Below are 12,459 nucleotides of genomic sequence, written 5' to 3' on the forward strand. Positions count from 1 at the left end.
CAAAGCGCCATACAGTAATTCAAAAGCCATCAATACTTATCTCTTAAGCATGTGAGCAATGTTCCCAACTTCATTGTTATCAAGGAGAAAGTAATGACAACGATACGCCGTGAGAAAGACTCAATGGGCGCAATCGACGTCCCGGCTGACAAGCTATGGGGCGCGCAAACCCAGCGTTCGCTGGAGCATTTCCGTATTTCGACTGAGAAAATGCCTGTCTCGTTGATTCAGGCGCTGGCGCTGACCAAACGCGCTGCAGCCAAAGTGAATCAGGATTTAGGCCTGCTGTCGGCAGACAAAGCCACCGCCATCATCAATGCCGCCGACGAAGTGCTGGCAGGCAAACACGGCGACGAATTCCCCCTTGCCATCTGGCAGACCGGCTCTGGTACTCAGAGCAACATGAACATGAACGAAGTGCTGGCGAACCGGGCAAGCGAACTGCTGGGCGGTGTGCGCGGTATGGAGCGCAAGGTTCACCCGAACGATGACGTCAACAAGAGCCAAAGTTCTAACGATGTGTTCCCGACGGCGATGCACGTGGCAGCGGTGATTGCTATCCGTGAACAGCTGATCCCGCAACTGAACGTGCTTAAGACCACGCTTAACGAGAAAGCGCTGGCCTTTCGCGATATCGTTAAAATCGGCCGCACGCACCTGCAGGATGCCACCCCTCTGACGCTCGGCCAGGAGATTTCCGGCTGGGTTGCCATGCTCGAACACAACCTGAAGCACATTGATTACAGCCTGCCACATCTGGCGGAACTGGCTCTGGGCGGTACGGCGGTGGGTACCGGGTTAAACACCCATCCGGAGTACGCCGTGCGCGTTGCCGCAGAGCTGGCAAAAATCACCGGGCAGCCGTTTGTCACCGCGTCGAATAAATTCGAAGCGCTGGCGACCTGTGATGCGCTGGTTCATACCCACGGTGCGTTAAAAGGGTTGGCAGCCTCGCTGATGAAAATTGCTAACGACGTGCGCTGGCTGGCCTCTGGCCCGCGCTGCGGCATTGGCGAAATTAGCATTCCGGAAAATGAACCGGGTAGCTCCATCATGCCCGGGAAAGTGAACCCGACCCAGTGTGAAGCCATGACCATGCTCTGCTGTCAGGTGATGGGCAACGATGTGGCCGTCAATATGGGCGGGGCATCCGGTAACTTTGAGTTGAATGTCTACCGCCCAATGGTGATCCACAACGTGCTGCAGTCAGTACGCTTGCTGGCGGACGGAATGGAGAGCTTCAATGAGCACTGTGCGGTGGGTATTGGGCCGAATCGCGAGCGCATCAGTCAGTTGCTCAACGAATCCCTGATGCTGGTGACGGCGCTCAATACCCATATCGGTTACGACAAAGCCGCCGAGATTGCCAAAAAAGCGCACAAAGAGGGGCTTACGCTAAAAGCGTCTGCGCTGGCGCTGGGCTACCTGACAGACGCCGAATTTGATGCCTGGGTACGCCCGGAAGCAATGGTCGGAAGCCTGACGTAATCACTCTGCAACATACAGGTGCAGCCGGGGAATAATCAGCTGCAGCGGCTGCGCCTGAGGTTTATAGCGATGCTGGACGTTTTCAGCATCGTAATTCAACAGTTCACCAATGTCCGGTACCACCGCCCCCCGGTCGTCATCATAAAGCGCAATTAACGGCGTCGGGCAGGCATACTGCACCTGCTTTTGCTGCCCGGAATACCAGACGCGGGCGATAGGCTGCACCTTCACCGGACGCTTTATCTTGAGACGCGTTTTCGCCGGTAACGAGGCGATGCTGTGATACTCCTGCTCCAGACGCTCAATCCACTGCTCACGCGACCACGGAGCCACCGTTCGTGGGGCTTTCAGGCTTTTTTCCAGTTGTGCCAGGATCTCATCGCGGGTGAAGTTTTTAATGATGTGCTTGTTCGCCCAGCCAAAACGAAGCGTGGCAGGGTGGTGCAGTACCGTCAGGGTGCGATAGGCATTGAGGGTGATTAAGCCCGGAAGCTGGCGGTGTACCCATTCAAAACGGGCGGCTGGGGCGAGGCCTGACTCTTCGGTGACAATCTTTTCAAACGTCGCTTTTAGCGTGTTGATATGCGCAATGTGGGCTTCCAGCGCTTCGCGCGTTGCAACGTCGGTTTGCAGGCAGATAACACCAGGCAAGCGCACGGCTGCCTTGCTGCTGCGGTTTTCTGACTGCTGCTGGATAAACAGGTGACGATAGTGTTGCATCACCAGTTCCATCGCCGCGTTGCCGATATGCTGCTTCACCGCAATGGTTTCCAGCGGATCGTGCTCAGCGCCTTTTACCACATCGGGCAGGGTAAAGACGCGTGCGGCTAACAGACGACAGGTCTGCAAACGCTCTGTCAGGGTAAGCAGGTTGTGTTCTGTTTCCCGGAAAGTGGTGTTCAGCCTTTCGATGAGATCGTACGTTGCCATGTTAGCCTCTCATTAGTTACAACATACTTACGGTATAACACAGCACGCCGGGTCCGACCAGCGTGCGGTTAAGGTCAGGCAGGAACGGGAAGCGTAATGTTATGGTACACCGGCCAGCTAAAACAGAAGCGCGCACCGCCGAGTTCGCTTGCTTCACAGTGAACCGTGCCGCCCATCGCCTGAGCGATTGAGTAGACGATTGCCAGCCCCAGGCCACATCCTCCCGTCGCGCGATCGCGGCTGGGATCAAGGCGTACAAACGGCTCGAAAATAGTTTCACGTTCTTCCGGAGCGATACCAGGGCCGTCATCATCAACCGTCAGGCTGGCCTGATTCCCCTGCAAATCCAGACCAATATGCAGCGTGCTTTCGCTATAGCGCATGGCGTTGTTCATCAGGTTATCCAGCACGCGCTCCATCAGACGCATATCCAGCGCGCCATAATCGCCAGGCGTGATCGTCGTCATCAGCGCGCGTTGCGGGTTCACGCTTTGTACATCATCAATATGGGTTTGCAGCCAGACGGGCAAATCCGGTGTGCTGAGATTCAGCTCGTTTTGCGGCCGATCGAGGCGGGCATAGGTCAGCAGTTCTTCAATCAGTGCTTCAAGCTGGCCGATATCGCGGTTCAGCGCCTGAGACTCTGCCTCAGTCAGGTTCTCGCTCATTTCCAGGCGGTAGCGCAGGCGTACCAGCGGGGTGCGTAGCTCGTGGGCAATGCCGTCGATCAGTTGCTTCTTACTGGCAATCAACGCATTAATGTTATCGGCCATCTGGTTAAAGGCCACCCCAAGCCGGTCAAAGCTGGAACCGCTGTCGAAGTGAATGCGTTCGGTAAGATGCCCCTCACCGAAACGCTGTGCAGCCGATTCCAGTTTCAGCATGTCCTGCCAGTGCGGTCTCATCCAGATAAAGACCGGGAAAGCCAGCGAAATGGCAATAAATGCCATCAACGCCATGTCCAGCAGGCGCATCTGGTGCAGATAATAAAGATAGGGCACCGGCCCCACGGCCAGCACGTAGTGGCTGCGCGGAATGCGCTGGATGAAGGTATATTTCTCGTCCAGCGCCACAATGTCGCCGTCACTCAGACGCTGCATGGCTCGCGGCGCTAAATCGAAATCCTTCATCGGCTCAATGCGCAAATCAAAGGACAGATTGAGATCCAGTTCTTTTAAGGTTTTGGCCCATTCGTGCGGCGGAATTTCACGTAGTTCGCTTCGCATCAGGTAAAGCGAGCTTTTCATCAAATCATCCAGCGACTGTCTGCCCGCTCGTTCGGCGGTGAATTTATAGACCAGCCCAACCAGCATCGTCATCACCAGGAAGCAGACAAACAGCAAAAGATAAAACTGGATAAACAGCTTTTTCATTAAAAACCACCGAACAATCAATTTGTTAACTACATGGCTCTTACCTTAAGGGGCACGATGGTGGATTGACATCTCCACCAGCGCGCAGGCTCAGGAACGAGACCTGATCGCCATCCAGGGCATTATCCAGGCTGAGTATACGTGAAAACTACCCCGGCGTTTCCATGTCGCTATGAAAACAGGGTTTACTCCGGGTGACAACATTCAGCACGCGGGCGTATGACATAAATCGCGCAGGAAGAAAGAAGCGAATGAATATTTTACACGTTATCTGGAGAGGTAAATGAGTGATCACGAAGATATGACCATGAGGAGTGACGCAGTTGAGTATTCCGGGGGCATAGCACGGTGATTTGCAATCAATGAACGTTTTAGTGATGCCGTGCAGCATGACATCACTTCAGCTAACTCTTCGAGCGGGTATTTATATGTTTAAAATACGCGTCTTAATGGCAGAACGTCGCACCATTGTCTTTTATACTCCATGCCCTTAAATAACTTCCCAAGGGAGAATATGATTTTTTTATTTTCGCTCTGACAGATCTCTTTGGCTCGGGTGTAGTTCTCCCAGAGCAAAATACTTCCTGCCCCTATTTCATTGTATTGAGGGTCATACCCTCCGTTTATGTCATCGAAATAAATCCACTCGGGGCATTCAGACTTAAGAATTAAGTCAATTGCTATAATTTCTTTATTGATGGAAAGGGCGGAGCCAAAAATCATAGGTCTGAATTTTTCAATGGCATCAAGCAAATTTTTCCTGGGGAATGGTCGGATTTTTCCACTCCAGCGTGCATTAAATAACTTTATATATGCGTCGCTGATCATCTCTGATGAAAGACTTTGTATGTCTATTATTTCTCCGCCAAGTTTCAGAAAACGGTTTCGTTCACTATTTCTTTTCCTGATGGTTTTTTTGGAGAACTCTGGCTTCATATGACATATTTCATCATTTAATATTTTGTTGCCAAAGGAGTTAATGAACGAATTTTTCTGCAATGGGGATAGCTTTTTTGTTTTAAATGGCAAGGCTAATTTACAACCTGGTGCGCTTGGCAATATAATGTCTTCAAAAACAAACGGATGTGATTTTGAGTAGAGACTCAGGGAATCGTTAACAGAGTAAGTTGACGAAACCACTGCGCCATTTTTTCTTTTGCAGAAAAACTTAATCTTTTTTTCTTGTTTAGCGGCCAGATAAGTCAGTACGTCTGGATGTGTGCATACACTCCCTCCATATATAGAGTAAGCATGGCTGTAAGTATTAAGGTCACACTCTTCCCATCCAAAAATGTAGCGTCTCACTGTCTTATCCAAATGTTACCCTGAGAAAGATGTATTTATACTCTGATAAATGGTGTGACAAGTAAATCAACAAATGAGGGTTGTTTATAATGTGTTTAAGAGTCGATGCAAACAAAAACTTAGCATGCTATATATTCGTTCGTTGCCAGACTGTATTTCATTGAAAAAGTTCCCTGAGTTTGAGTTAAAAAATAAACGATTTAGCTTTTGTCGCAAGTGGTGTTGATGAAAACGAAATGATCTGATGTAATAATAAACACTGTCAATTAGTGGATTGGTATTGTACTAATGGCTAAAGCTGATCACGTTACTCTTTTAGAATTCATGTGGATACACAATAAACTAAACGAAAGCTCAACAACGTGGGCTGATTTATGGATTGCACTCTTTATGTTGAAGGCAGAATGTAAAAGAGTCATATGTATAAAGTACAGTGATATTGAGAATAACCTTTTACATTTGTCCGCAACCCCAAAATTTGCGAAAAGGATCGTTAAACTGAATGATGTTGTTTGCAATTTAATTCAGCGTAGAAAAGAACGCTATCCTGATGATATTTATGTGTTTCAAAGCAAATCAAATCGAGTTAAGGGGAATGTAAAACCCGTGACCGCAACAGCCATGAACATGGCCCTGAAAGAAGCGGCAAAACACATAACCGGGAAAAACGTCAGCATGAAAAGTGCGCTAAATATCATTGGATCAGGGGCACGAAAAAGTGCGTACCCGCGCTTCTGTGTCCGGTGATCATCCAATGCTAACCCTTTGAAACCAGGGGAACCCCCAGTTTTGATGGCGTCAGGAAGACGCCGTACGCTTAAACGGTTTCGGATAACAACGTAATCAGGTTTCCCAGGCGTGGGGGGCGAACAGATAACCCTTGTTACGCACGGTTTTAATGCGGTACGGCTCCGTGGCGTTATCCAGCAGCTTCTTGCGCAGGCGCGAAATAGCGACGTCAACGCTGCGATCCATCCCGTCGTAACTGACTCCACGCAGGTTCTTCAGCAGAGCATCCCTGTCCATAATTTGCCCGGCATGGGTCGCCAGCTCCCATAGCAGGTCAAAATCAGCCGTGGAGAGGGCAATAAGTTCTCCGGAAAGCAGTACCTGACGGTTGATTGGATCGATGGACAACGTACCAAAACGCATGGCTTTATGCGGTGTCAGAGACGGAGCAGGCGCTTCACGCTCAATGCTGGCACGTTGACGCAAATGAAGACGCAAACGAGCAAGCAGCACGGCAGGAGGCGTGGTTTTCAAAATGTAGTCGCTGGCACCCATTTCCAGAGACAGGATATGGTTCATATCGCTGTCCAGAGAGGTCAGCAACACAATCGGGCCATCCCACTGGCTGCGCAGGTCGCGGCAAAGCGTCATACCATCTTTACCGGGCAGCATGATATCCAGCAGCACCAGATCCGGGTTTTCTCGTACCACCACCTCTTCAGCGCGATCGCCGCGAGGCTCAACGATAACGTCCATATCATGCTTACCCAGATAGGCGGCGATCAATTGCCCGACTTCGGGTTCATCTTCAACATAAACAATCTTATTCATACAGCATCTGTTATCGCGAAAAAATCCAACATACACCGCACAACCTTAACCTTCCATTAATCTTTCAAAATTAACGTCAATTCCGCTATTCTGGGTTCATATTGTTATTTGATTGTTATGGGAAAAAGCATGGGACTGGTGATTAAAGCCGCGCTGGGGGCGCTGGTGGTGTTACTGATTGGTGTTCTGGCAAAAACGAAAAACTACTATATTGCCGGGCTGATCCCCCTGTTCCCGACCTTTGCGCTGATTGCGCACTATATTGTGGCTTCTGAACGGGGAACGGAAGCGCTGCGTGCCACCATTGTATTCGGCATGTGGTCAATCATCCCTTACTTTCTCTATCTGCTGTCGCTGTGGTATTTCACCGGGTTTCTGCGTCTCCCTCTGGCGCTGGGCGGGGCGGTCGTGTGCTGGAGCCTCAGCGCCTGGGTGTTGATCTTTTTCTGGAGCCGTTTCCACTAGCGCAGTGGGCGTCCACCGTCCACCGCGAATGTTCTGCCGGTGACGTAGCAGCTGGTGAGCAGGTAATCGACAAGATCGATCACCTCTTTTTCGCCGGGAGCGATTTTCATCAGCGATTTGTTCAGCGCCTGCTGGCGATACTCAGCGTCATCATTCTCGTTGAATAAAATCATCGCCGGGGCGATGGCGTTCACTTTGACCTCGGGTGCCAGCTTGCGGGCAAATGAGCGCGTCATATTATCCAGCGCGGCTTTACTGGCTGCATAGGCGATGTGCTTGTCGCTTCCTCGCTCTACGACATAATCGGTGAAATGGATAATATCACCAGCGGCATGGCCGTGGCCGCGCAGCAGATCCTGCAGGGCATGGTTCAGCAGATACGGGGCGTTAACGTGGATCTGCAGCATGCTGGAGAGCGTTTCGCTGAGCGGTATACCGGGCTGTTCCGCCTGCCATGCGCTGGCGTTATGGATGATTGCCCGCAGACCATCGGTCGTGGATTTCACCTTTTCGGCGAAGGCCAGAATGCCTTCATCGGTTGAAAAATCAGCCTGAATGCAGACAGCGCCGGCTTTTCGTAGCCCTTTAATAGAAGGATATTCCCGGCGGTAACTGATGATTACCGGATGGCGAAGGTTAAGAAAGTGATGGGCGAGGGCGAGGCCGATGCGACGGCCTGCACCCGTAATCAGTACTGGGCGTTGCTTATCGTTTCCCATCGTATTCTCCTTTTTCAGTTCAACAATGGGAAAGACAGTGCTATCCCATTAACATCCACGTGGCCGGTACGGCAGCAGCCAGCAACAGTCCGATAAAAGCCATTTCACGGCGCTTGAGCGCGTTCTCCAACTGATGTGTGCGGCGTGCATAGATAAACACCAGCAGACCCGGCGCGTACAGCACCACCGACAGCAGCAGGTGCATAGGGCCGGAAGCATACAACAACCATAGCCCGTAAATACAGGCTCCGACACCAACGGCATAGTGCTCAGGGCGCGTGGCGATTTTTAACAAATACGCACCCACCAGGAAATAGGGTACCAGAATCATCTCAGAGGCGATGGTCAGCAGGGTGTTATAGTCTGAACCTGTGAGCCAGATCAGCACCAGACAGACCTGAACGCTGATGTTGGTCAGCCAGAGTGACGCAGATGGCGCACTGTTTTTATTCTGACGCGCAAATAAGCGCGGAAACGCTTTATGCGTGGCGGCAAGGTATGGCACTTCTGCGGCCATAATTGTCCAGCTCAGATATGCTCCGCTGACGGAAACAATCAGCCCGGCAGCAATCACCACATCGCCCCAGGAGCCGAGCATTTTCACCATCAATCCAGCCATCGACGGGTTACGCATTTCTGCCAGCTCAGGACGTGCAACCACACCCAGCGACAGCAGCGTCACCAGCAGATAAACGCCCAGTGCCGCCAGTACGGCCAGCAGGGTGGCACGACCCACATCGCGCTTGTTGCGTGCGCGCGCGGAAACCACGACCGCACCTTCAACGCCGATGAACACCCACAGGGTAATCAGCATCGTGTTTTTCACCTGCTCCCAGACGGGTACACCCAGCGCGATACCGGTGAAATCAAGCTTAAACACGTCAAGACGGAACGCAATAAACGCCAGCACGATAAACAGACCGAGCGGAACCAGCTTAGCCAGTGTTGCCACCAGGTTGATGCTGGCGGCCGTCTGGACACCGCGTAAAACCAGCCAGTGAACGACCCACAGGAGTACCGAGGCACCCACAATGGACTGCCAGGTATTACCATCACCGAAGAAACGCAGTTCAGGGGTATCGGTAAAGAAACTGAGCGCCGAGAAAACGATCACCAGGTAGGAGACGTTAGCGATCACCGCGCATAGCCAGTAACCCCATGCGGAACAGAAGCCAATCAGTTCCCCGAAGCCTTCACGGGCATAGGTGAAAATACCGCCATCCAGATCCGGGCGAATGCGGGTGAGCAGCAGCATGGCGAATGCCAGCAGCAATATTCCGGCCCCCGTGATGCCCCAGCCAATGAGTAACGCAGCAGGGCTTGCGACTGCCGCCATATTCTGCGGCAAACTGAATACACCAGCACCCAGCATTGAGCTTAAAACGAGTGCAGTTAAAGCACTCAGGCCAAGTTTCTTTTCCATTGGCTTCCTGTTATGAAAAGTCCAAATCCAGAATAATTATTTCGCACAGGCGCATAAAAATGGTGGATCACACTAAGGCGCGGGATTTTACGGAGTGTCACGAAAGCATGCAATGACGTGCGGCAGAAATTCAAAGAAAAGTTACAAAAAAAGGCGGCATTGCGCCGCCTTCGTTAAATGGTTTTATTACTTGTACAGATCGGCACTGATGGTGACGTTGTTACCACGTTCCTGCCATTGGCGGGTGATGTGGTAATATTTAGCCCCTTTCTTCGCAGCACGCTTCGCCACCTGGTAAGAGACTTCCGTCATGTTACCGTAGTTGCCGGTAAACTTGATGCTGTCGAATGGTACCATCTGAGCCGCTGTGGTTTTGTTCAGCTCTTCAATTTTGGTACCGTCTGGCAGGGTAACAGAGTAGCGACCACCTTTAGTGGATTGTGTTTCAAAGAAACGGCCCACTTCAGCACTTGGTGCTGCAGAGGTTGCTACGCCAGGAATTTCAACTTTCTTCGCTTCTTCGCCGCCTTTCGCTATTGCCGCGCGGCCTGCATCAGAGTCAGCCGGGATGGCATCCGGGCTTTGCAGAACGCGTTTTTTCGCATCTTCTTTATAGACGAACGCGGTAATACGCTGGTTGCCGCCCTGGTTAGCATCGACCTGGCGCACGATGTAGAAAGAGTAAGCCCCTTTCTCTTTCGCGGCTTTGGTGATGGCATCGTTCACTTCAGGCTGGCTGCGATAGAAACCCTGAACGGTAACGGTATCGTATGGTTCCAGTTCAATCGCCTGATCTTTTGGCAGCTCAACGATGCCGTTAATCACACGATTTTTCGGCGCATCAGCTTTTGGCGCATTGTCTTTAAACAGCGCGATGGTGACACGCTGGTTACCGCTGTTGCCATAATCAGACTGGTCAACGACGTAAAACGAGGCCGCACCATTTTTATCGGCGGCTTTTGATGCGGCGGCGACGGCATCGCCAATGGAGTTATAACGACCCACAATGACCGTATGGTCAAAAGGTTTTAACGCTGCCGCTTGCTCCGGCGTTAACTCTGTCGCGGCATTCGCAGACAGGGCGGTCGCAGAAAGAAGTGCGGACGCCAGGAGTGTGTTCTTAAGCTTCATAAAAATAATCCTTCGCCTTGCGCAAACCATGTACTGGTATTGTTGTTTATTTGAGACGGTCCCGATTATGGCATTTAAAACCCGTCGCTGTCTGCGCCATTTTTCACAGCCAGTGCTTACCGGATGACAAGATTCGATAACATTTGGTGATATGTTGAAAAAACAGACGTTTGACAAGTAAAACTGATAAAGCTTATGACTTTTACAAGTTAATTTAATGTTAATAAGTTGATCTCTTATGGCGCTATATCATGTTTTTACCGCTTCGCTTGCACGTTTTATCGGTTCCAGCGCTGAATTTAAGGTAAATATCTCTGTCAGCGACGCCGATCACTTATTTTTCACAGATAAAGTAAGAAATAGTGTTTTCTGGCGGTAGATCACGGGCGCTATTTTCAGTAGGTTATAGAAAGTTTGTTACTGTTTTATTTTCCGGGGTTAATCATGTGTCGTCGCTCTCATGCTGGCGAAAATTGATACAAACCACGGGCGTTTATCGACAAACCATCATCAAAAACCGATGGAAGGGAAAACTATGCGTATTGGGGTACCAAAAGAACGGTTTGCCAATGAAACCCGCGTAGCGGCAACACCGAAAACGGTGGAGCAACTGCTTAAACTGGGTTTTACCGTCGCAGTTGAAAGCGGCGCGGGCAAACTGGCGAGTTTTGACGACGAGGCCTTTATTCAGGCGGGTGCGGAAGTGGTGGACGGTGCTGAAGTCTGGCTGTCTCCCGTCATTCTGAAGGTGAATGCACCGGAAGAGAGTGAGATTGAACTGCTGAATCCAGGCACGACGCTTGTGAGTTTCATCTGGCCTGCGCAAAATCCTGAGCTGATGGAGAAGCTGGCGGCACGCGGTGTGACCGTGATGGCGATGGACTCTGTACCGCGTATTTCGCGCGCACAGTCTCTGGATGCCCTGAGCTCAATGGCAAACATCGCGGGTTACCGCGCTATTGTTGAGGCGGCACATGAGTTTGGCCGCTTCTTTACCGGCCAAATCACCGCTGCGGGTAAAGTACCTCCGGCGAAAGTGATGGTGATTGGTGCGGGCGTGGCAGGTCTTGCAGCGATTGGCGCGGCAAACAGCCTGGGCGCTATTGTTCGTGCATTTGATACCCGTCCGGAAGTGAAGGAACAAGTGCAAAGTATGGGTGCTGAGTTCCTTGAACTGGACTTCAAGGAAGAAGCGGGTAGCGGTGATGGCTACGCGAAGGTGATGTCCGAAGCCTTTATCAAAGCGGAAATGGAACTCTTTGCCGCACAGGCAAAAGAGGTCGACATTATTGTCACCACGGCGCTTATCCCAGGTAAACCGGCACCGAAGCTGATCACTCGTGAAATGGTTGGCTCCATGAACCCGGGAAGCGTGATTGTTGATCTGGCGGCGCAAAACGGTGGTAACTGTGAATACACCGTACCGAACCAGGTGACCACCACCGCCAACGGTGTCAAGGTGATCGGTTATACCGACCTGCCTGGCCGTCTGCCAACGCAGTCTTCTCAGCTGTACGGTACCAACCTCGTTAACCTGCTGAAACTGCTCTGCAAAGAGAAAGACGGTAATGTCGTTGTTGATTTTGACGATGTCGTGGTGCGTGGCGTCACGGTTGTGCGCGAAGGTGAAATTACCTGGCCTGCACCACCTATTCAGGTTTCAGCTCAGCCTCAGGCTGCACCAAAAGCGGCTCCAGAGCCAAAAGAGCCCGCCAAGCCAGCTTCTCCGTGGCGTAAATACGCAATCATGGCGCTGGTGATTATTCTGTTTGGCTGGCTGGCCAATGTCGCGCCGAAAGAGTTCCTCGGTCACTTTACCGTCTTCGCGCTCTCCTGCGTGGTGGGTTACTACGTCGTGTGGAACGTGTCCCATGCGCTGCATACGCCGCTGATGTCGGTCACCAACGCCATCTCGGGGATTATCGTGGTGGGTGCGTTGCTGCAAATTGGGCACGGCGGCTGGATTAGCTTCCTGAGTTTTGTCGCGGTGCTGATCGCCAGTATCAATATTTTCGGTGGTTTCACCGTGACTCAGCGCATGCTGAAAATGTTTCGTAAAGGCTAA

At 51.4% G+C, this 12,459-nt stretch carries 11 protein-coding genes; 4 read left to right on the forward strand and 7 right to left on the reverse strand.

Features of this window, described 5'->3' with window-relative positions; translation table 11 throughout:
- The first annotated feature begins 93 nt into the window (after nucleotides 1-93).
- Nucleotides 94-1,488, forward strand: coding sequence for a class II fumarate hydratase (gene fumC, locus HV318_RS01610; protein ID WP_182271246.1), 1,395 nt, complete (start codon nucleotides 94-96; stop codon nucleotides 1,486-1,488).
- Here fumC and tus read toward each other — a convergent pair whose 3' ends face one another.
- From tus to HV318_RS01625, 3 genes are all read right to left on the reverse strand, one after another.
- A complete protein-coding gene (gene tus / locus HV318_RS01615) occupies nucleotides 1,489-2,418 on the reverse strand; it encodes a DNA replication terminus site-binding protein (RefSeq protein ID WP_182271247.1) in 930 nt (309 codons plus the stop codon).
- A 74-nt stretch (nucleotides 2,419-2,492) separates the two neighbouring features.
- Complete coding sequence (rstB, locus tag HV318_RS01620; protein WP_182271248.1) at nucleotides 2,493-3,791, reverse strand: two-component system sensor histidine kinase RstB; 1,299 nt, start codon at nucleotides 3,789-3,791, stop codon at nucleotides 2,493-2,495.
- 432 nt (nucleotides 3,792-4,223) lie between these two features.
- Complete coding sequence (locus HV318_RS01625) at nucleotides 4,224-5,108, reverse strand: GNAT family protein (protein ID WP_182271249.1); 885 nt, start codon at nucleotides 5,106-5,108, stop codon at nucleotides 4,224-4,226.
- Nucleotides 5,109-5,384: 276 nt separating this feature from the next.
- Between HV318_RS01625 and HV318_RS01630 the strand changes: the two genes are divergently transcribed.
- A complete protein-coding gene (locus tag HV318_RS01630) occupies nucleotides 5,385-5,843 on the forward strand; it encodes a hypothetical protein (RefSeq protein ID WP_182271250.1) in 459 nt (152 codons plus the stop codon).
- Nucleotides 5,844-5,939: 96 nt separating this feature from the next.
- Here the strand turns inward: HV318_RS01630 and rstA are convergent, their stop codons facing one another.
- A complete protein-coding gene (gene rstA, locus HV318_RS01635) occupies nucleotides 5,940-6,656 on the reverse strand; it encodes a two-component system response regulator RstA (RefSeq protein WP_182271251.1) in 717 nt (238 codons plus the stop codon).
- Between the two features lie 129 nt (nucleotides 6,657-6,785).
- On the opposite strand from rstA, the gene HV318_RS01640 reads away from it, so the two are divergent.
- Nucleotides 6,786-7,121, forward strand: coding sequence for a GlpM family protein (locus tag HV318_RS01640; protein WP_182271252.1), 336 nt, complete (start codon nucleotides 6,786-6,788; stop codon nucleotides 7,119-7,121).
- Here HV318_RS01640 and folM read toward each other — a convergent pair.
- From folM to ydgH, 3 genes are all read right to left on the reverse strand, one after another.
- The gene (gene folM / locus HV318_RS01645; RefSeq protein WP_182271253.1) at nucleotides 7,118-7,840 is read right to left on the reverse strand and encodes a dihydromonapterin reductase; all 723 of its coding nucleotides are present in this window, start codon (nucleotides 7,838-7,840) and stop codon (nucleotides 7,118-7,120) included. The genes HV318_RS01640 and folM overlap by 4 nt on opposite strands.
- A gap of 40 nt (nucleotides 7,841-7,880) precedes the next feature.
- Nucleotides 7,881-9,263 carry an amino acid permease gene (locus HV318_RS01650; protein WP_182271254.1) on the reverse strand — a complete coding sequence of 461 codons (1,383 nt, stop codon included), beginning with the start codon at nucleotides 9,261-9,263 and terminating at the stop codon, nucleotides 7,881-7,883.
- Nucleotides 9,264-9,449: 186 nt separating this feature from the next.
- Nucleotides 9,450-10,394 carry a DUF1471 family protein YdgH gene (gene ydgH / locus HV318_RS01655; protein ID WP_182271255.1) on the reverse strand — a complete coding sequence of 315 codons (945 nt, stop codon included), beginning with the start codon at nucleotides 10,392-10,394 and terminating at the stop codon, nucleotides 9,450-9,452.
- A 535-nt stretch (nucleotides 10,395-10,929) separates the two neighbouring features.
- On the opposite strand from ydgH, the gene pntA reads away from it, so the two are divergent.
- Nucleotides 10,930-12,459 carry a Re/Si-specific NAD(P)(+) transhydrogenase subunit alpha gene (gene pntA, locus HV318_RS01660; RefSeq protein ID WP_182271256.1) on the forward strand — a complete coding sequence of 510 codons (1,530 nt, stop codon included), beginning with the start codon at nucleotides 10,930-10,932 and terminating at the stop codon, nucleotides 12,457-12,459.

The organism is Enterobacter sp. RHBSTW-00901 (assembly GCF_014103115.1).
GTDB classification, from domain to species: domain Bacteria; phylum Pseudomonadota; class Gammaproteobacteria; order Enterobacterales; family Enterobacteriaceae; genus Enterobacter; species Enterobacter cloacae_P.

Coding starts and splice junctions, on each gene's coding strand:
- tus (WP_182271247.1), bottom strand. CDS start 2,418: ATGGCAACGTACGATCTCATCGAAAGGCTGAACACCACTTTCCGGGAA.
- ydgH (WP_182271255.1), bottom strand. CDS start 10,394: ATGAAGCTTAAGAACACACTCCTGGCGTCCGCACTTCTTTCTGCGACC.
- HV318_RS01630 (WP_182271250.1), top strand. CDS start 5,385: ATGGCTAAAGCTGATCACGTTACTCTTTTAGAATTCATGTGGATACAC.
- HV318_RS01640 (WP_182271252.1), top strand. CDS start 6,786: ATGGGACTGGTGATTAAAGCCGCGCTGGGGGCGCTGGTGGTGTTACTG.
- fumC (WP_182271246.1), top strand. CDS start 94: ATGACAACGATACGCCGTGAGAAAGACTCAATGGGCGCAATCGACGTC.
- pntA (WP_182271256.1), top strand. CDS start 10,930: ATGCGTATTGGGGTACCAAAAGAACGGTTTGCCAATGAAACCCGCGTA.
- rstB (WP_182271248.1), bottom strand. CDS start 3,791: ATGAAAAAGCTGTTTATCCAGTTTTATCTTTTGCTGTTTGTCTGCTTC.
- rstA (WP_182271251.1), bottom strand. CDS start 6,656: ATGAATAAGATTGTTTATGTTGAAGATGAACCCGAAGTCGGGCAATTG.
- folM (WP_182271253.1), bottom strand. CDS start 7,840: ATGGGAAACGATAAGCAACGCCCAGTACTGATTACGGGTGCAGGCCGT.
- HV318_RS01650 (WP_182271254.1), bottom strand. CDS start 9,263: ATGGAAAAGAAACTTGGCCTGAGTGCTTTAACTGCACTCGTTTTAAGC.